Consider the following 17,591-nt stretch of genomic DNA (forward strand, 5'->3'; position numbering starts at 1 on the left):
TCGCACATCCGCTCGGGGCAATGCCGCCGCCGCGACGAAACGCGTCAAACGCAGCCCGCATTTTTTGATGGGGGTGTCTCCATGTGCCGGTGTCTTACCGCCGGAAGGAGAAATGCTTTCTCCTGAACCGATCAGAATGGAGAAAAACGTGGCATTCCTCAGTCGTCGTCTGGCTTTGTCCGCCGGAGCCCTGGCCTATGTCGTGGCGTTGGTGCCGGTGAGTGCGCCGGCAGCCGCCCAGAGCTGGGAGAGCGTCCGCACCTGCCGCGGTCTCGACGGCAGAAGCCGGGTGAATTGCGAGCGCGAGCAGGAACGTGATCGCGAGCGCGAACGTGAACGTGAACGCGAGCGCGCGCGTTGGGACAAGGACCGCTACGACCGCAAGGACCGCCACGCCCGTGATCGCGATCGCGATCGCCGCGAATGGGAGCGCAAGAAGCGCAAGGATGCCAAGAAGGACGGTGTCGTGGCCGGCGCGGTCGGGGCGGTTGTGGTCGGCGGCCTTGTCGCGGCGATCGCCAGCAGCGAAAACAAGAAGAAGAAAGAACGCCAGCGCCGCGAATATTGCGAGGACCGCTATGGCACCTATGATGCGAAGAGCGACAGCTATCGGGCATCCGATGGCCGTTGGTATCCGTGCGAGTAGGGGTAAACACGCTTTTTACCACGCCCGTGCATTCTCGATGAAGGTCCCGCTGGCATAGCCTGTACCAGACAGGAGCAGAATCGTGGGGATTCGAGGGACCAGAAACTGTCGGGGCGCCGCGCGCGCCCTGACCATCGGCATGGCGGCGGCGGGTGCGGCGCTGTGCGTGCCGGCCAGCGCGGCCGATACCAATGTCACCGCCAATGCGGCGATCGTCCGCCCGAACACGCTCATCAAGACCGATGATCTCGATTTCGGGACGCTGGTCAGCGGATCGACGGGCGGCACGGTCACCGTCAATGCCCTGACCGGCGCGCGCACGACGAGCGGCGGCGTGTCGCCGGTCGGCAACGACGCGCAGCGCGCGATCTTTCAGGGCACCGGCGGCATCCTGCTGATCACCGTTTCGGGCAGCACGTCGGTGACACTGGCGCGCGCCGGCGGCGGCGCGCCGACGATGACCGCCAGCCTCGTCCGCGCCGCGAGCACCAGCGGCGGCGGCATCGCGCTGCTCGGCGCGACGCTGCTGCCGAGCGGGGTGCAGACCTATTATATCGGCGGCACGCTGACCGTTCCGGCCAACCAGCCCGACGGCGATTACAGCGGGACGTTCACGCTGACCGTAAACTATCTCTAGATTAGTGTCCGCTGACGGCCGCAACCGGCCGCTGGCCGAAGCGCAGGCGCTGTAAAGCCGCGGCTTACGATTCCAGCCCCAACGCCCGCCGCTCGGCCTCGTCGAACACCCGCCCGCGGGTCAGGAACCTTTGCTCGCGGCCGTTGTCGAGGCTGAACATTCCGCCGCGGCCGGGCACGACGTCGAGGATGAGCTGGGTATGCGCCCAGGCATCGCCCTGCGCGCGGCCGATATAGACGGGCGCGCCGCCGACATCGCCAAGGTGGATATCGCCCGCCCCGAGGCGGAAATCGCCCGCCGGATAGCACATCGGCGACGACCCGTCGCAGCAGCCGCCCGACTGGTGAAACAATATGTCGCCATATTCGGCCTGAAGCTCGGCGATCAGGGCAAGGGCCGGATCGGTGGCGACAACGCGGGCGGTCATGCGGCGCCTTTCGACAGGATGGCCCGCGCGCCGCTGCGCGCGGGCCGGGGAGGTCAGAAAAAGCCGAGCTTTTTCGGGCTGTAGCTCACCAGCAAATTCTTCGTCTGCTGATAATGGTCGAGCATCATCTTGTGATTCTCGCGCCCGATGCCCGACTGCTTATAGCCGCCGAACGCCGCGTGCGCGGGATAGGCGTGATAGCAGTTGGTCCACACGCGCCCGGCCTTGATCGCGCGGCCGAAGCGGTAGCAGGTGTTGGCATCGCGGCTCCACACCCCGGCGCCGAGGCCGTAGAGCGTGTCGTTGGCGATTTCGAGCGCTTCGGCATCGTCCCTGAAGGTCGTCACCGAAACGACGGGCCCGAAAATCTCCTCCTGGAAGATCCGCATCTTGTTGTGGCCCTTGAGCACGGTCGGCTTGATATAATAGCCGTCGGCAAATTCGCCGCCGAGCTCGGCCGCCGCGCCGCCGATCAGCACTTCGGCGCCTTCCTGCCGGCCGATGTCGAAATAGGAGAGGATCTTCTCGCGCTGTTCGGACGAGGCCTGTGCGCCGATCATCGTCGCGGGGTCGAGCGGGTTGCCCTGCACGATCGCCTCGACGCGCTTCAGCGCGCGCTCCATGAAGCGGTCATAGATTTTCTCGTGGATCAGCGCGCGGCTCGGGCAGGTGCAGACCTCGCCCTGATTGAGCGCGAACATCACGAAACCCTCGATCGCCTTGTCGAAATAATCATCGTCCTCGCGCAGCACGTCCTCGAAGAAGATGTTCGGCGACTTGCCGCCGAGTTCGAGCGTCACCGGAATCAGATTCTCGCTGGCATATTGCATGATCAGCCGGCCGGTGGTGGTCTCGCCGGTGAAGGCGATCTTGGCGATGCGGTTCGACGAGGCGAGCGGCTTGCCCGCCTCCAGCCCGAAGCCGTTGACGATGTTGAGCACGCCGGGCGGCAGCAGGTCGGCGACCAGTTCGATCCACACCATGATCGACGCCGGGGTCTGCTCGGCGGGCTTCAGCACCACGCAATTGCCCGCGGCGAGCGCCGGCGCGAGTTTCCAGCATGCCATCAGCAGCGGGAAGTTCCACGGGATGATCTGGCCGACGACGCCCAGCGGCTCGTGGAAATGATAGGCGACGGTGTCGTCGTCGATCTCGCCCAGCGAGCCTTCCTGCGCGCGGATAGCACCGGCGAAATAGCGGAAATGGTCGATCGCCAGCGGCAGGTCGGCGGCCATCGTTTCGCGGATCGGCTTGCCATTGTCCCACGTCTCGGCGGTCGCGAGCTTCTCCAGATTCTCTTCCATCCGGTCGGCGATGCGATTGAGAATCAGCGCGCGTTCGCCGACCGAGGTGCGGCCCCACGCGTCCTTCGCGGCATGCGCGGCATCAAGCGCCGCCTCGATATCGGCGGCGTCCGAGCGCGCGATCTGGCCGACCGCCTTGCCGGTGACCGGCGAGATATTGTCGAAATAGCGGCCCGAACGGGGGGCGACGAACTTGCCGCCGATGAAATTGTCGTAACGATCCGCAAACGGTGCCCGCAGCGTCGCGGCGCGGTCCTGAACCAAGGCGTCCATATCTCTGTCCTCTTCCCAAATGCAGCGCCGAATCGGGACCGGCGTTGTCGGGGGCGAGCATTTCACCCGCGCCGCGCAAACGAAAGCCGCCGGGATCGCGGGGCAAGCCAACCTGTCTCGCTGCCGAGACAGGTCGCGCCGGTCAGCCGCGCAGCCCCGCGCGCGCCATGCGGCGATAGAGCGTCGCGCGCCCGATGCCGAGCAGCCGCGCCGCCTCGCTGGCATTGCCGCCCGCCTGCGCCAGCGCCTGGCGCAGGATCGTCCGGTCGGCCTGTTCGAACGACGGCGCGGCATCGCCGCCCATCAGTTGTGCGACCGGGCGCGGGCGTTCGAGCATCGCGTCGGTGACGCCCAGCCGCTGCCGCGCCGCGCGGCTGGCGCCGATCACCAGGTCGTCGCGGTCGGCCGCCAGCAATTCCCAGCCGGCGGGTGCATCGCCGAGGAAGATGATCCGCGCCCCCTCGAAATGGCGGCAGAAATAGTCGCGCTCGATCCGCCGCGCCGCGTCGCGGACCAGCGCGCCGACCGCCTCGGCCATCGCCGGGCCATGGTCGTCGCGGCAGCTCGACACGTCGAGCGCCGCGATCAGCCGCCCGTGCGGGTCGTGCACCGGCGCATCCATGCAACTGATGTCGATGTTGCGGCTCGCGAAATGCTGGTCGCGGTGAATGATCACCGGCTTGTCTTCGAACAGACAGGTGCCGATGCCGTTGGTGCCTTCCTCGGCCTCGCCCCAGCGGCCGCCGGTGACCAGCCCCGCCTCGGCAAAGCCGCCCTCGTCGCCGTCGCCGATGCGGTGGTCGAGGATCGCGCCGCTCGCGTCGCTCAGAAAGACGCCGCAGCCCGACCGCCCGACCGCGCGGAACATCTGGTCGAGCACCGGGATCGCCACCGCCAGCAACGGTTCGTGCGCCTCGCGCCGTTCGGCGATCGCGCGCGCATCGAGCAGCTCGCGCTTGCCTTCGGACGCGGGGTCGAGCCGGTGGTGCAGCGCCGATCGGCACCACGACGCCGCGACCGGCGACACCGCCGCGCGGCGCGGCGAGCGCACCGTGTCGAACACCTGTTCGGCGTGCTGATGGGATGCCTCGGTCATCGATCCTCTCGCCGCCATCATGCGCTTTACCGCCGCCAGCGTCAAATCGGGTCGCGATCCGCCGCCTTCTCGCCTTGCGCGGCTGCCCTCCCGTCTGCCAGACCGGACAGGATATGACATGGTGGAGGACGGAGAAACGTAGGAAAGAAGTTTGTTTCTGTTTCAATCTCTTGGAGCGAGGTCCATGCTTTAGTCGACGAGAAGCAAATCCTCGATGAACAGCGACATCAGCATCGCTTGGCTGCTTACGCCTGCCTTGGCGTAGATCTGGCTGAGCTGCGACCGCACCGTCCCGGGCGCGGCGCCGCGCAGCCGAGCGATCTCGGCAACGTCACATCCTTTCAGCGCAAATAGAGCAACCTCCCCCCCGCCAGGCGTCAGGTCCCATTCGTCGAAGCGCATGGCGATATGCTCGGCAAGCGCGCCGCGCGCATTGGCAAGTGCCGTCTCCTTGCGGTCCAACTCGGCGGTCAGGCGCCGGATGTAGCGCGAGCCCATGACGACGCCCCCGAGCAGCGCCATCGCGACGATGCTTTCCATCGCTATCCCGATGCTGAGTCCGTCGCGCGCCTGCACGATCATATCGTCGATGCCGTCGACGAGGAAATAGACCGCGGCTACCGCCTGCAACGCCACGATCAGGATCGGCGTGAAAAGGCTTTGATCCGATGTCAGGCGCAAGCCTCTATTGTTCGCTGGCGGCATAGGACTTTCGCTTACCTCACTGGATTTAAGCGCCTGCTTATAGGCGGGAAGGCGTCGGCGGCCTAGCTGTCGAGCGATCCCCGAAACCCTGGCAAGGAGTATTCGCAAGTGTCGGATTCGTTCAAATCCACGATGACCAAGGTCCCGGCAGTGACATTGGGCTTTTGGGTCATCAAGATATTGGCAACGACGTTCGGCGAAACCGCCGGCGACACCGTCAGCATGTCGATGAACCTTGGCTACCTCGTCGGCACGGCGATCTTCGCGACGCTGTTGCTGATCCTCGTTTGGGCTCAGATCAAGGCGCGGCAGTTTCACCCGTTCCTCTATTGGGCAACGATCATCGCTTCGACCACTGCGGGTACGACGATGGCGGACTTTGCGACCCGATCTCTCGGCATCGGCTACCCCGGCGGATCGTTGTTGCTGCTGGGAACGGTCCTCGCCTCGCTGGCGATATGGCATCGGGCACTCGGTACGATTTCGGTAAGCTCTGTGTATGAGCCGAAAGCGGAAATCTATTATTGGTTGACGATCACCATGTCGCAGACGCTGGGGACGGCGCTCGGCGACTGGGTCGCCGACGGATCGCTCGGCTATTTGGGCTCTGCCGTCGTGTTCGGCTCGTTGCTCGTTGGTCTCGCACTTGCTTACCGCTTCACCGCGTTGAGCCGGGTCGGCTTGTTCTGGGCGGCGTTCATTCTCACCCGGCCGCTCGGTGCCGTCGTGGGCGATTTTCTCGACAAGCCCATCGACCACGGCGGTCTCGCCCTCAGCAGGGCAGGAGCGTCGCTCGTGCTCGGCCTTGCCATTGCGGTCCTGATCCTGGCCTTTCCCCAGCGCGCCGCGAGCCGCGAGCGCCCCCATGCGGCCTGACAAGATGCGCCGCGGCAGCTGGGCGATGCCGACGATGCGATTGCTCGCCGCAACGGCACTGGCGATACCCAGCATCGCATTCGCCGGCCCTCCGTTCATGACCGATGACCCCGAGCCCACCGAAACCGGGCATTGGGAAATCTACGGTCCCTTGGTCGAGGTCGAAGGGCGCGGTGACGCATTCGGCGGCTCGACGGGCGTCGAGATCAACTATGGAGCGGCCCCCGATCTTCAGCTGACCGCCGGGCTCCCGATCGGTTTTGAGCACGACAGAGCGGGCTGGCGCTGGGGCGCGGGCGATTTGGAGCTCTCGGCCAAATATCGCTTCTATCACGACGAAGGCACGGGCCTGTCCATCGCCGCCTTTCCGGGACTGACCCTGCCGACCGCCGGCAACGGCAAGGTCACTGCACTGCTTCCGGTCTGGCTTCAGAAGGATAGAGGCGACTGGTCCCTGTTCGGCGGCGGGGGCTATGCAATCAACCCGGGTGGCGGAAACCGCAACTACTGGACTGGCGGGATCGCCGTGACCCGGCAGATCGACGATCGGCTGTTGCTTGGCATCGAGGCCGATCGCCAAAGTGCCGACACGATCGGCGGGCGAGCGACGACGAGCCTCGGTGTCGGTGGGATCTACCAGCTAAAAGCGCCTTTCCGCATTCTCGCGTCCGGCGGACCGACGTTCGTCGATGGCGGCGGCGCGGCCGGTTTTCATACCTTCGTTGCTCTCGGCCTCGACTTCTGAATGGCGCGCATCACGGGGCCTCGCGCCACTCCCCCAGCCCTAAGTCACCAATCTCCCACCCCCCGATCCGCCACCGCACCAGCCGCAACGTCGGATAGCCGACCGCGGCGGTCATGCGGCGGACCTGGCGATTGCGGCCTTCGGTGATCGTCAGTTCGATCCAGCTATCGGGGACGCTCTTGCGGTAGCGCACCGGCGGGTCGCGGTCCCAGAGCATCGGCGGGTCGATCAGGCACACGGTCGCGGGGCGCGTCGGGCCGTCGTTCAGCGTGACGCCGCGGCGCAGCGCCTCCAGCGCGGCGTCGTCGGGCTCGCCCTCGACCTGCGCCAGATAGGTTTTGGGGGTCTTGTGCTTCGGCGACGAAATCCGCGCCTGCAGCGCGCCGTTGTCGGTCAGGATCAACAGGCCCTCGCTATCGCGATCGAGCCGCCCCGCCGGATAGACGCCGGGCACGTCGATATAGTCGGACAGCGTCGCGCGCGGGCCATCCGCGCTCGCGGTCATGCTCTTGTCGGTGAATTGCGACAGCACGCCCCACGGCTTGTTGAACAGGATCGTTGTCATGGCATCAAACTCCGCGCGACCGCTTCGGCGACCTTGATACCGTCGACCGCCGCCGACAATATGCCCCCGGCATAGCCCGCGCCCTCGCCCGCCGGGAACAGCCCCGCGGTGTTCAGGCTCTGAAAATCTTCGCCGCGGGTGAAGCGCACGGGCGACGAGGTGCGCGTCTCGACCCCCGTCATCACCACGTCGGGATGGTCGTATCCCGCGATCTGGCGCCCGAACACCGGGATCGCCTCACGCATCGCCTCGACCGCGAAGGCGGGCAGGCACCCGGCGAGGTCGGTCGGGGTGACGCCGGGGCGATAGGAGGGGACGACGCTGCCGAGCGCGGTCGATGGGCGCCCCTTCAGGAAGTCGCCGACGCGCTGCGCGGGTGCGCGATAGTTCGATCCGCCCGCGACGAAGGCGAGCGATTCCCAGTGCCGCTGGAGCGCGATGCCCGCAAGCGGGTCGCCGGGATAGTCGCGCGCGGGGTCGATCGCGACGACGAAGCCCGAATTGGCGTTGCGTTCGTTGCGCGAATATTGGCTCATGCCGTTGGTCGCGACGCGCCCTTCCTCGGACGTCGCGGCGACGACGGTGCCGCCGGGGCACATGCAGAAGCTGTAGACGGTGCGCCCGTTCCGGCAGTGGTGCGAGATATGATATTCGGCGGCGCCGAGGATCGGGTTGCCCGCATCGGCGCCAAAGCGCGAGGCGTCGATCCACGATTGTGGATGCTCGATGCGCACGCCGATCGAAAAGGGCTTCGCCTCGACATGCACCCCCGCCGCCTGCAGCATCGCGAAGGTGTCGCGCGCGCTGTGGCCGATTGCCATGACGACGCGGTCGGCCTCGATATACTCACCATTGGCAAGGTGCACGCCCTGCACGCGGCGTTCGCCCGCGCCGTCGGTCACGATATCGAGCCCGTCGACCTTATGCTGCCAGTGATATTCGCCGCCCAGCCCCTCGATCGTCTCGCGCAGGCTTTCGACCATCGTCACCAGCCGGAAGGTGCCGATATGCGGGTGCGCTTCGGTCAATATTTCGGGCGGCGCGCCCGCCTTGACGAACTCGGTCAGCACCTTGCGGTCGAGGTGCCGCGGGTCCTTGATCCGGCTATAGAGCTTGCCGTCGGAGAAAGTGCCGGCGCCGCCCTCGCCGAACTGGACGTTCGATTCGGGGTGGAGCACGCCGCGCCGCCACAGATCCCATGTGTCCTTGGTGCGCTCGCGCACGACCTTGCCGCGGTCGAGGATGATCGGGCAGAACCCCATTTGCGCGAGGATCAGCCCGACGAACAGCCCGCACGGCCCCGCGCCGACGACGACCGGCCGCTTGATCCCCTTCGGCGCCTGCGTGATGAATTTATAGGCGGTGTTCGGGGTCTGCTGGACATTGCGGTCCTTGCGGAAGCGCGCGAGTAGCGCGCCCTCGTCCTTCACATTGACGTCGACCGAATAGATCAGCTTGATGTTCGTCTTGTCGCGCGCATCATGCGCGCGGCGCGCGACGACATGGCGCACCAGTTCGCGCGGGCCGATGCGCAGCCGCTTGCAGATCGCGGCGGGCAAATCCTCCGGCGCATGGTGCAACGGCAAGGTCAGTTCGGTCAGGCGAAGCATCGCCCGCCTGTAATGGGCATCCCGTCACGAGGGAACGCCAATCGAAACGCCGTTCGAAAGAAAAAGGGGGCGGCCATCGCTGGCCGCCCCCTAGATCTTTAGGCCGCTTCCTTCTTGCGCGACGCTTTCTTGCGCTCGTGCGGGTCGAGCAGCGCCTTGCGGATGCGAATGTTCTTCGGGGTCACTTCGACCATCTCGTCGTCGTCGATGTAAGCGATCGCCTGTTCGAGCGTCATGCGGCGCGGCGGGGTCAGCCGGATCGCGTCGTCCTTGCCCGTCGAACGGAAGTTCGTGAGCTGCTTCGACTTCATCGGGTTGACCTCGAGATCGTCGGGCTTCGCATTTTCGCCGATGATCATGCCCTCATAGAGCGCCTCGCCGGGCGAGACGAACAGGATGCCGCGCTCTTCGAGCGGGCCGAGCGCGTAAGCAACCGCTTCGCCATTGCCGTTCGAGATGAGGACGCCATTCTTGCGGCCTTCGATCGTGCCCTTGTAGGGGCCATATTTCTCGAACAGGCGGTTCATGATGCCGGTGCCGCGCGTGTCCGACAGGAATTCGCCGTGATAGCCGATCAGGCCGCGCGACGGGCCCGAGAAGGTGATGCGCGTCTTGCCGCCGCCCGAGGGACGCATGTCGGTCAGGTCGGCCTTGCGGATCTGCATCTTCTCGACGACCGTGCCCGAATGTTCGTCGTCGACGTCGATGACGACGGTTTCATAGGGTTCGGTGCGCTTGCCGGCCTCGTCTTCGCCATAAAGGACCTTCGGACGGCTGATGCCGAGTTCGAAACCTTCGCGGCGCATCGTTTCGATGAGCACGCCGAGCTGGAGCTCGCCGCGGCCCGCGACGTCGAAGCTGTCCTTGTCGGCGCTTTCGGTGATGCGGATCGCGACATTGGTTTCGGCTTCGCGGAGCAGGCGGTCGCGGATCATGCGGCTCGTGACCTTGCTGCCCTCGCGGCCCGCCATCGGGCTGTCGTTCACGGCGAAGCGCATCGACAGCGTCGGAGGATCGATCGGCTGCGCGGCGATCGGTTCGCTGACGCTGGTGTCGGCGATGGTGTTCGCGACGGTCGCGTTGGTCAGGCCCGCGATCGCGACGATGTCGCCCGCTTTCGCTTCCTCGACGGGGACGCGCTCGAGCCCGCGGAACGCGAGCAGCTTCGACGCGCGGCCGGTTTCGATCACCTTGCCGTCCATGTCGAGCGCGTGGATCGGCTGATTGACCTTGACCGTGCCCGACTGGACGCGGCCGGTCAGGATGCGGCCGATAAAATTGTCGCGGTCGAGCAGCGTCGCGAGGAAGGTGAAGGGCGCGTCTTCGTCGAGGCCCGGGGTCGGGACATGGCTGACGATCGTCTTGAACAGCGGCTCGAGCGTGCCTTCGCGCGCGTCGGGGCTTTCGGAGGCATAGCCGCCGCGGCCCGAGGCGTAGAGGATCGGGAAGTCGAGCTGTTCGTCATTGGCTTCGAGCGCGAGGAAAAGTTCAAACACCTCGTCGAGCACTTCGGCGGCGCGCGCGTCGCTGCGGTCGATCTTGTTGACGACGACGATCGGCTTGAGGCCGAGCGCGAGCGCCTTGCCGGTCACGAACTTGGTCTGCGGCATCGGGCCTTCGGCCGCGTCGACGAGCAGGATGACGCCGTCGACCATCGAGAGGATGCGTTCGACCTCACCGCCGAAGTCGGCGTGGCCCGGGGTGTCGACGATGTTGATGCGCGTCTGGTCGGCGCCTTCGCCCCACTCGACCGAGGTACACTTGGCGAGGATGGTGATCCCGCGTTCCTTTTCGAGGTCGTTCGAGTCCATCGCGCGCTCTTCGACGCGCTGGTTGTCGCGGAAGGTGCCCGACTGGCGGAACAACTGGTCCACGAGGGTGGTCTTGCCATGATCGACGTGCGCGATGATGGCGATATTGCGCAAAGACATGCGAAAGAAGCCTTGATGGAAGGGGGCAGCGCCCGGAGCGCCGCGAAACGCCGCGCCCCTAACAGAAGCGATGCTGCGGCGCAACGAAATTGCCGAAGATGGCGAAGGTGCCGCACAGCGTGATGCGGCGACGCGAAGTTTCAATAATTATTGAAACTTCAGAAATGATCCTGTATTTGAGTCGCGTGGAACCGTCCTCCGCCCCCGACTCCCTGTCTCCGCCGTGCCGGCTCTCCCCGCTAGCGCAGGCGTTCGTCCTGCATTTCGGCGAGATGGGGAGTCGCTGGGGGATCAACCGCACGGTCGGGCAGATCTATGCGATGCTCTTCCTCGCCGAGGTGCCGCGCCATGCTGAGGAGATCAGCGAGGCGCTGAGCCTGTCGCGCGGCAGCGTGTCGATGGGGCTCAAGGAACTGGCGAGCTGGAAGCTCGTCCAGCTCCGCCACCTGCCCGGCGACCGGCGCGACTATTATGAAACGCCGCGCGACGTCTGGGCGATCTTCCGCACCCTCGTCGAGGAGCGCAAGAAGCGCGAGATCGACCCGACGCTGACGACGCTGCGCGGGCTGATGCTGGAGCCCGCGACCGACCCTGCCGACCGCTTTGCGCAGGAACGGATGGCGGCGATGCACGAACAGATCGAGCTGCTCACCGACTGGTATGCCGAAATGCAGCGGCTCGACAACGAGCGGCTGCTGCAGCTTTTGCGGCTGGGGTCGCGTGTGGTAAAGGCGCTGGAGTTCAAGGACCGGATGCTCGGCCGCGGGAAAGGCCAGGGTTTGAAGGAGATCGACGATGGACGCGATTGACCCGCTGATCCTCGCCCGCATCCAGTTTGCCGCGAACATCAGTTTCCACATCCTCTTCCCGACGATCACCATCGCGCTCGGCTGGGCGCTGCTCGGCTTCAAGCTCGCCTATAATCGCACGAGGGATGGCGCGTGGATGGACGCCTATCGCCTGTGGGTGAAGGTCTTTGCGCTGAGCTTCGCGATGGGCGTCGTCTCGGGCATCACGATGAGCTTCCAGTTCGGCACCAACTGGCCGGGCTATATGGAAAAGGTCGGCAATGTCGCGGGGCCGCTGCTCGCCTATGAGGTGCTCACCGCCTTCTTCCTCGAGGCGGTGTTCCTCGGCATCATGCTGTTCGGTTTCAGCCGCGTCCCCAATTGGGTGCACACGATGGCGACGCTGCTGGTCGCGGGCGGCACGACGCTGTCGGCCTTCTGGATCATCGTGCTCAATAGCTGGATGCAGACGCCGGTGGGGTACGAGATCCGCGACGGCGTCGTCCATGCGACCGACTGGTGGGCGATCGTCTTCAATCCGTCGATGCCCTATCGCCTCACGCACATGCTGCTTGCCTCGGCGCTCACCGTATCCTTCCTGATCGCGGGGATGAGCGCCTGGCGCTGGTTGAAGGACGGCGGCGGCGAAGGCGTGCGGCGGACATTGAAAGCCGCCATCTATGCCGCGGCGCTGTTGATCCCGGTGCAGATTTTCATCGGCGACCAGCACGGACTCAACACGCTGGAACATCAGCCGCAGAAGGTGGCGGCGATGGAGGCCAATTGGGAAACGCGCAGCCATGTTCCGCTCGTCCTCTTTGCCATCCCCGACAGCGAGGCGCGCACCAATCATATGGAAATCGCGATTCCGTCGGGCGCTAGCCTGATCCTCAAGCATAGCCGCAGCGGCGTGGTTCCGGGGCTCGACGATTACCGCGGCAATCACCCGCCGGTGGCGCCGCTGTTCTGGGGCTTTCGCATCATGGTCGGTATCGGCGTGCTGATGCTCGCCGTCTCGTGGCTGGCGGCGCTCCGCATCGCCCGCCGCGGCGTCGACGGCTTGCCGCGCTGGCTGGCATGGGTGCTCGTGGCGATGACCTTCGCCGGGTGGGGCGCGACGCTCGCGGGCTGGTATGTGACCGAGATCGGGCGCCAGCCATGGCTGGTCTCGGGCGTGCTGAAGACCGCCGACGCGGTCGGGCCGGTCGGATCGACGATGGTCGCGAGCTCGCTGACGCTCTATCTCGCGGTCTATGCGGTGCTGCTCACCGCCTATATCCTCGTGCTCTATCGTCTTGCCCGGATGGGCAATGCAGCCCCCGACGCCAAGCCGATGTTCCCGATGCCGGGCGGCGGCGAAGGCGCCGCGAAAGCGCTGGAGATGAAGCCATGACGCCCTTTCTCGGAGCCCCCTATCTGGCGATCATCTTTGCCGGGCTGATGGGCCTTTCGATCCTGCTCTATGTCATCCTCGACGGTTACGACCTCGGCGTCGGCATGCTGACGCCGCTCGAAAAGGACAAGGAACGCGATCTGATGGTCGCGTCGATCGGTCCCTTCTGGGATGCCAACGAGACCTGGCTGGTGCTCGGCATCGGGTTGCTGCTCGTCGCCTTTCCGGTCGCGCACGGGCTGATCCTGACCCAGCTTTACCTGCCGGTCGTCCTGATGCTCGTCGGGCTGATCCTGCGCGGGGTCGCCTTCGAATTCCGCGCCAAGGTGCCAGCCTATCACAAGCATTGGTGGGACAAGGCGTTTTTCGGCGGCTCGCTGCTCACTGCGCTCTGCCAGGGCTATATGCTCGGCGCCTATGTGCTGGGTTTCGACCAGAGCGTGGCTGCGGTTGCTTTCTGCCTGCTCGCCGCGCTCGGTCTCGTCGCCGGCTATCTGTTCATCGGCGCCTGCTGGCTGATCTACAAGGTCGAGGGCGATCTGCAACAGCGCGCGGTGCGCTGGGCGCAGGTCACGCTGTGGCTGACCGCGCTTGCGATGGCGGTGATTTCGGTCGCGACCCCGCTGATGTCGGAACGGATTTTCGAGCGGTGGTTCCGCCTGCCCGAGATCATCGCGCTGCTGCCGATCCCGATTGCCGCCGCGACGCTGTTTATTGGCCTTGCGATCTTCCTTCGCCGTCCGCTGCGTGCCAACGACGAACTGTCATGGGTGCCGCTCGCGGCGGCAGGCCTGTTGTTCGCGCTCGGGTTCGTCGGCATCGCCTACAGCTTCTACCCCTATCTGATCGCCGACCGGCTCGACATCTGGCAAGCGGCGGCGAGTCCCGAATCGCTCAGCATCATCCTGATCGGCGCGCTGTTCGTGCTGCCGGTGATCCTCGGCTATTCGATCCTCGCGCACTGGATTTTCCGGGGCAAGGCGACGCATCTCAGCTACGAATGAGGCAGGGTGAGGTCGCGCCGCTATAATCGGCGCCCCAGCGGCGATAGCCCGCCGTGTCGATATGAAAGCGCGTGATCGTGTAGATGCCCAGCCCGACGTTGTCGCGCGCGCCGGTGCGGGCATGGAGCGGGCAGAGCCTGGCGATCAGGTCGGCGCGCGAAAGCGCGCGCACCGGCACCAGGTCGAGCGCGGCGAAGCGGAGGTGGCGACTCGCCCTGGCGCCCCTGAAACAGCTGTTGGCGACGGGGTCGCGGTAGCCCGATACGACACGGAGCGGGCCGGTGACGGGGACCATCTCGTCGCGGATGTAACGCAAGGTCGGCACGATCGCAGGCCAAAGCCGGCGCGGCGGGACAGCGAAAGGCTGGGCCGCCTTGCACGTCCGCCAGCGCGCATCGCTGCGCAGGATATCGGCGAGCGGGAGGATATCGGCGACGCCTTCGCGTTGCAGATAGGCCTCGATGGCGACCACCTCGTCCTTCGCCGCGCCGAGGCGCCAGACGGCGAACAGGTCGGCATCCGGCTGCGGCAGCGTTCGGGCGATGGGGGCGCCCGAGCGGGTCAGCAGCAGCCAGATCGCGGCGGCCGCGACGATCAGTAACAGCGCGGCGGTTATCGCCCGCTTCACAGCATCGTGACCAGCCGCTCGATCTCGGTCGCCGCCAGTCGCGCCGCGCGGATCAGGTTCGCCTGAAAATCGCCGCCGCTGTCGCCGTTCGCCTCGTCGGTGACCGCCTTGATCGCGGCCCAGGGCTTGCCCAGCCGCGCGGCGGCCTGCGCGACCGCGCCGACCTCCATGTCGACGAGCGTCGCGCCGAGCGACCTGAGGTCGGCGGCGGCGTCGGGGCAGGCGACGAAGCTGTCGCCGCTGGCGATGCGGGCGTGCGGCAGGCCGAGGCCGGGATCGGGCATCGCCGAAATATGCGCCTCTGCGGGCTCGCCCATCGGCCATTCGCCGGCGCGGTAGCGGCGAAACAGGCCGGGATGCGCCGCGCCATAATCATGCTGGAGCGCTTCGGCGAGCCAGTAGGCGCCGGGTGCCGCGCCGAGCGCGCCGCAGGTGCCGCTCATCATCAGCAGATCGGCCTCGGCGCCGAGCAGCCCCGCGGCCAGCGCGGCGTTGACCTTGCCGAGCCCGCAGGTGGCGATGGAAAGATCGTGGCCGTGCGCGACGAGGTGGCGGAGCGCAAACGGCCCCGCCTCGTGCCGTCCGCTTGCGGGAAACAGGGCGTCGGCCTCTTCGGGCAACGCGGCGAGAATCAGGATGCGAGCCATCGTGCCGGTCTATCGCGCCGTGCAGCCTTGCCAAGCGCGCATCGCGCCGCCATCGCTCGTGCCGATGATTTCGCGTATCTTCCCCGACCGTTTCGTCCCCGTGCTGTTCGCGACGGTCCTGCTCGCCAGCCTGCTGCCGGTGCGCGGCGCGGCGGTGCCCGTCGCGCAAGGGGTCTCCACCGCCGCGATCGTCTTCCTGTTTTTCCTGAACGGCGTTCGCCTGCCGCGCGAGGAGGTGCTGCACGGCATCCGCAACTGGAAATTACAGGGCGGAGCGCTCGCCTATTGTTTCGGGGTCATGGCGCTGTTCGGGCTGGCGGCGCAGGCGGCGACCGCGCCGCTGCTGCCCGCGACGCTCGCGCTCGGCTTCCTGTTCCTCGGCATCCTGCCCTCGACCGTCCAGTCGGCGACCGCCGCGAGCAGCCTTGCCGGAGGCAATGTCGCGGCGAGCGTCGTCGCGGCGGCGCTGCTCAATCTCTCCGGCGTCGCGCTATCCCCCTTGCTCTTCGCGGCGCTCGCCGGCAGCGCGGGCGAGATTCATGGCGAGGCGGTGCTGCGCATCGTGTCGATCCTGCTCGTCCCCTTCATCGCCGGGCAGCTCGTGCAGCGCTGGCTGCGGCCGTGGGTGCTCGCGCATCGCGGTCTGGCGACCTTCATGGACCGCAGCGCGATCGCGATCGCGGTCTATGTCGCCTTTTCGGCGGCGGTCGTCGCGGGCATCTGGCAATTGCTCGACGGACGCGAGGTCGCGATCGTCGGTGCCACGGTCGCCCTGTTGCTCGCGCTGGCCTTCGGCGGCGCCTGGCTGTTCGGCGGGCTGCTGAAGCTTGCGCGGCCCGACCGCATCACCCTGCTCTTTTCGGGTGCCCAGAAAAGCATTGCCGTCGGCGCGCCGCTTGCCGCGACACTCTTCCCGCCCGCCGTCGCCGGCATGGTGCTGGTCCCGATCCTCGTTTATCATATGGCGCAGCTGATCCTGTCGGCATGGATCGCGCCGGTGCTGAATCGATCCGCACCGGTGTAGTGCTTGAATAACACAGGTCCGCGTGCCATATAGGGATGCGGCGCCTTGGCAGACTTGGGTGCTTGGAAGGAAGACGAATGAGCGAAGCGACCGCAACGGCAACCGCGACCGACGAACTGAAGCTGACCCCGCCCGATCCCGTGCCCGTGGTCGCGCCCGAAAAGGCCGCCGGTCTTGTCCCGCTGTCGACCGAGCAGAAATCGAAGCTCGAGGAACGCGTCGACGGCTTCATCGACGACCTTGTCGCGCAGGACGTCAATTCGCCCGCCTTCGGGCAAAAGGTCGACCAGATCACCAACATGGGCCGCAAGGAGATGCTGGAGGCGGCGAACCAGTCGAACCGCTTCCTCGATCGCCCGATCAAGGCGATGGACCGCGATACCGACATCGGCCAGAATCTGATCGAACTGCGCAACACCGTCGAGCGGCTCGACCCGTCGGCGAACGGCAAGTTCCTGACCAAGCGCGGCTTTTTCGACAAGCTCTTCGGCGGCAAGGTCGGCAATTATTTCGCGCAATATCGCAGCGCGCAGACGCATATCGGCGGCATCCTGACCGCGCTGGCCAACGGCAAGGACGAGCTGTTGATGGACAATGCCGCCATCGACGTCGAACGCCGCAAGCTGTGGGAAGCGATGGGCAAGCTCGAGCAGATGGTCCACATCGCCCAGACGCTCGACGAGAAACTGGAAGCGAAAGCGAACGAACTCGACGGCGTCGACCCCGCCAAGGCCAAGGTGATCCGCGAGAATGCGCTTTTCTATGCCCGCCAGCGGACGCAGGACCTGCTGACGCAGATGGCGGTGACGGTGCAGGGCTATCTCGCGCTCGACCTCGTCAAGAAGAACAATGTCGAGCTCGTAAAGGGCGTCGACCGCGCCTCGACCACCACCGTCGGCGCGCTCAAGACCGCGATCACTGTCGCGCAGGCGATGACGAACCAGAAGCTGGTGCTCGAACAGATCACCGCGCTGAACACCACGACCGCGAACATCATCGACGGCACGTCGAAGATGCTGAAGGACAATACGGCGCGCATCCACGAACAGGCGGCGTCGAGCACGATCCCGATGGAAACGCTGCAGCGCGCCTTCCAGAATATCTATGACACGATGGATGCGATCGACACCTTCAAGCTGAAGGCGCTCGACAGCATGAAGACGACGGTGACGACGCTGGAGGGCGAGGTCGCGAAGTCGAAGGGCTATATCGCGCGCGCCGAGGGCGCGAGTCAGGCACAGGCGAGCGTCGGCGGCGCCGACAGTCCGCTCGCCGCACTCGAAGGCTAAGGC

18 protein-coding genes are annotated in these 17,591 nt (G+C 66.2%); 9 read left to right on the plus strand and 9 right to left on the minus strand.

The genetic code is table 11. The features are described 5' to 3' along the window. Nucleotides 1–136: 136 nt before the first annotated feature. Nucleotides 137–646, plus strand: coding sequence for a hypothetical protein (locus tag V6U71_RS20775; protein ID WP_411340180.1), 510 nt, complete (start codon nucleotides 137–139; stop codon nucleotides 644–646). Between the two features lie 82 nt (nucleotides 647–728). Continuing rightward, a complete protein-coding gene (locus tag V6U71_RS20780; RefSeq protein ID WP_411340181.1) occupies nucleotides 729–1,283 on the plus strand; it encodes a DUF4402 domain-containing protein in 555 nt (184 codons plus the stop codon). Between the two features lie 64 nt (nucleotides 1,284–1,347). On the opposite strand, the gene V6U71_RS20785 is transcribed toward V6U71_RS20780, so the two are convergent. The 4 genes from V6U71_RS20785 to V6U71_RS20800 all read right to left on the minus strand — a co-directional run bounded on the left by V6U71_RS20785 (nucleotide 1,348) and on the right by V6U71_RS20800 (nucleotide 5,064). Then, nucleotides 1,348–1,710: a DUF779 domain-containing protein gene (locus tag V6U71_RS20785; protein WP_411340182.1), complete on the minus strand. Its 363-nt coding sequence runs from the start codon at nucleotides 1,708–1,710 to the stop codon at nucleotides 1,348–1,350. Between the two features lie 53 nt (nucleotides 1,711–1,763). Beyond that, the gene (adh, locus tag V6U71_RS20790; protein WP_411340183.1) at nucleotides 1,764–3,287 is read right to left on the minus strand and encodes an aldehyde dehydrogenase; all 1,524 of its coding nucleotides are present in this window, start codon (nucleotides 3,285–3,287) and stop codon (nucleotides 1,764–1,766) included. Nucleotides 3,288–3,429: 142 nt separating this feature from the next. Further along, the gene (locus V6U71_RS20795) at nucleotides 3,430–4,383 is read right to left on the minus strand and encodes a GAF domain-containing protein (protein WP_054590473.1); all 954 of its coding nucleotides are present in this window, start codon (nucleotides 4,381–4,383) and stop codon (nucleotides 3,430–3,432) included. Between the two features lie 189 nt (nucleotides 4,384–4,572). Further along, the gene (locus tag V6U71_RS20800) at nucleotides 4,573–5,064 is read right to left on the minus strand and encodes a helix-turn-helix transcriptional regulator (protein ID WP_411340184.1); all 492 of its coding nucleotides are present in this window, start codon (nucleotides 5,062–5,064) and stop codon (nucleotides 4,573–4,575) included. Nucleotides 5,065–5,220: 156 nt separating this feature from the next. Here V6U71_RS20800 and V6U71_RS20805 point away from each other — a divergent pair, with 156 nt between their 5' ends. Both V6U71_RS20805 and V6U71_RS20810 read left to right on the plus strand, forming a co-directional pair. Next, nucleotides 5,221–5,964, plus strand: coding sequence for a hypothetical protein (locus V6U71_RS20805; RefSeq protein ID WP_411340185.1), 744 nt, complete (start codon nucleotides 5,221–5,223; stop codon nucleotides 5,962–5,964). Next, complete coding sequence (locus tag V6U71_RS20810) at nucleotides 5,954–6,709, plus strand: hypothetical protein (RefSeq protein WP_411340186.1); 756 nt, start codon at nucleotides 5,954–5,956, stop codon at nucleotides 6,707–6,709. The genes V6U71_RS20805 and V6U71_RS20810 overlap by 11 nt, the downstream gene beginning before the upstream one ends. Nucleotides 6,710–6,719: 10 nt before the next feature. Here V6U71_RS20810 and V6U71_RS20815 read toward each other — a convergent pair whose 3' ends face one another. From V6U71_RS20815 to typA, 3 genes are all read right to left on the minus strand, one after another. Then, the gene (locus V6U71_RS20815) at nucleotides 6,720–7,274 is read right to left on the minus strand and encodes an rRNA large subunit pseudouridine synthase E (RefSeq protein ID WP_411340187.1); all 555 of its coding nucleotides are present in this window, start codon (nucleotides 7,272–7,274) and stop codon (nucleotides 6,720–6,722) included. Continuing rightward, entirely contained in the window at nucleotides 7,271–8,884 is a 1,614-nt protein-coding gene (locus tag V6U71_RS20820; RefSeq protein ID WP_411340188.1) for an NAD(P)/FAD-dependent oxidoreductase, read from the minus strand. The genes V6U71_RS20815 and V6U71_RS20820 overlap by 4 nt, the downstream gene beginning before the upstream one ends. A gap of 98 nt (nucleotides 8,885–8,982) precedes the next feature. Further along, on the minus strand, nucleotides 8,983–10,815 hold the full coding sequence (gene typA / locus V6U71_RS20825; protein ID WP_411340189.1) for a translational GTPase TypA: 1,833 nt from the start codon (nucleotides 10,813–10,815) through the stop codon (nucleotides 8,983–8,985). Between the two features lie 185 nt (nucleotides 10,816–11,000). Here typA and V6U71_RS20830 point away from each other — a divergent pair, with 185 nt between their 5' ends. From V6U71_RS20830 to V6U71_RS20840, 3 genes are read left to right on the plus strand one after another with little or no spacing between them, the layout of a single operon-like run. Next, complete coding sequence (locus V6U71_RS20830) at nucleotides 11,001–11,624, plus strand: GbsR/MarR family transcriptional regulator (RefSeq protein ID WP_411340190.1); 624 nt, start codon at nucleotides 11,001–11,003, stop codon at nucleotides 11,622–11,624. After that, on the plus strand, nucleotides 11,611–12,996 hold the full coding sequence (locus V6U71_RS20835; protein WP_411340191.1) for a cytochrome ubiquinol oxidase subunit I: 1,386 nt from the start codon (nucleotides 11,611–11,613) through the stop codon (nucleotides 12,994–12,996). The genes V6U71_RS20830 and V6U71_RS20835 overlap by 14 nt, the downstream gene beginning before the upstream one ends. Continuing rightward, a complete protein-coding gene (locus V6U71_RS20840) occupies nucleotides 12,993–14,000 on the plus strand; it encodes a cytochrome d ubiquinol oxidase subunit II (RefSeq protein ID WP_411340192.1) in 1,008 nt (335 codons plus the stop codon). Before V6U71_RS20835 ends, V6U71_RS20840 begins: the two co-directional genes overlap by 4 nt. On the opposite strand, the gene V6U71_RS20845 is transcribed toward V6U71_RS20840, so the two are convergent. Next, entirely contained in the window at nucleotides 13,987–14,628 is a 642-nt protein-coding gene (locus V6U71_RS20845) for a D-Ala-D-Ala carboxypeptidase family metallohydrolase (RefSeq protein WP_411340193.1), read from the minus strand. The two genes, V6U71_RS20840 and V6U71_RS20845, sit on opposite strands and share 14 nt — an antisense overlap. After that, nucleotides 14,625–15,275: a purine phosphorylase gene (locus V6U71_RS20850; RefSeq protein WP_411340194.1), complete on the minus strand. Its 651-nt coding sequence runs from the start codon at nucleotides 15,273–15,275 to the stop codon at nucleotides 14,625–14,627. The genes V6U71_RS20845 and V6U71_RS20850 overlap by 4 nt, the downstream gene beginning before the upstream one ends. Here V6U71_RS20850 and V6U71_RS20855 point away from each other — a divergent pair. Further along, the gene (locus tag V6U71_RS20855) at nucleotides 15,265–16,299 is read left to right on the plus strand and encodes a bile acid:sodium symporter family protein (protein WP_411340195.1); all 1,035 of its coding nucleotides are present in this window, start codon (nucleotides 15,265–15,267) and stop codon (nucleotides 16,297–16,299) included. The genes V6U71_RS20850 and V6U71_RS20855 overlap by 11 nt on opposite strands. 77 nt (nucleotides 16,300–16,376) lie before the next feature. After that, a complete protein-coding gene (locus V6U71_RS20860; RefSeq protein ID WP_411340196.1) occupies nucleotides 16,377–17,588 on the plus strand; it encodes a toxic anion resistance protein in 1,212 nt (403 codons plus the stop codon). The last annotated feature ends 3 nt before the right edge of the window (nucleotides 17,589–17,591 follow it).

The organism is Sphingopyxis sp. J-6 (assembly GCF_046603995.1).
Classification (GTDB): domain Bacteria; phylum Pseudomonadota; class Alphaproteobacteria; order Sphingomonadales; family Sphingomonadaceae; genus Sphingopyxis.

Bases quoted from the DNA above. Each gene is read 5' to 3' on its own strand.
- V6U71_RS20775 (WP_411340180.1), top strand. From the start codon at position 137: ATGGAGAAAAACGTGGCATTCCTCAGTCGTCGTCTGGCTTTGTCCGCC.
- V6U71_RS20785 (WP_411340182.1), bottom strand. From the start codon at position 1,710: ATGACCGCCCGCGTTGTCGCCACCGATCCGGCCCTTGCCCTGATCGCC.
- adh (WP_411340183.1), bottom strand. From the start codon at position 3,287: ATGGACGCCTTGGTTCAGGACCGCGCCGCGACGCTGCGGGCACCGTTT.
- V6U71_RS20795 (WP_054590473.1), bottom strand. From the start codon at position 4,383: ATGACCGAGGCATCCCATCAGCACGCCGAACAGGTGTTCGACACGGTG.
- V6U71_RS20805 (WP_411340185.1), top strand. From the start codon at position 5,221: ATGACCAAGGTCCCGGCAGTGACATTGGGCTTTTGGGTCATCAAGATA.
- V6U71_RS20810 (WP_411340186.1), top strand. From the start codon at position 5,954: ATGCGGCCTGACAAGATGCGCCGCGGCAGCTGGGCGATGCCGACGATG.
- V6U71_RS20815 (WP_411340187.1), bottom strand. From the start codon at position 7,274: ATGACAACGATCCTGTTCAACAAGCCGTGGGGCGTGCTGTCGCAATTC.
- V6U71_RS20820 (WP_411340188.1), bottom strand. From the start codon at position 8,884: ATGCTTCGCCTGACCGAACTGACCTTGCCGTTGCACCATGCGCCGGAG.
- typA (WP_411340189.1), bottom strand. From the start codon at position 10,815: ATGTCTTTGCGCAATATCGCCATCATCGCGCACGTCGATCATGGCAAG.
- V6U71_RS20835 (WP_411340191.1), top strand. From the start codon at position 11,611: ATGGACGCGATTGACCCGCTGATCCTCGCCCGCATCCAGTTTGCCGCG.
- V6U71_RS20840 (WP_411340192.1), top strand. From the start codon at position 12,993: ATGACGCCCTTTCTCGGAGCCCCCTATCTGGCGATCATCTTTGCCGGG.
- V6U71_RS20855 (WP_411340195.1), top strand. From the start codon at position 15,265: ATGCGAGCCATCGTGCCGGTCTATCGCGCCGTGCAGCCTTGCCAAGCG.
- V6U71_RS20850 (WP_411340194.1), bottom strand. From the start codon at position 15,275: ATGGCTCGCATCCTGATTCTCGCCGCGTTGCCCGAAGAGGCCGACGCC.
- V6U71_RS20860 (WP_411340196.1), top strand. From the start codon at position 16,377: ATGAGCGAAGCGACCGCAACGGCAACCGCGACCGACGAACTGAAGCTG.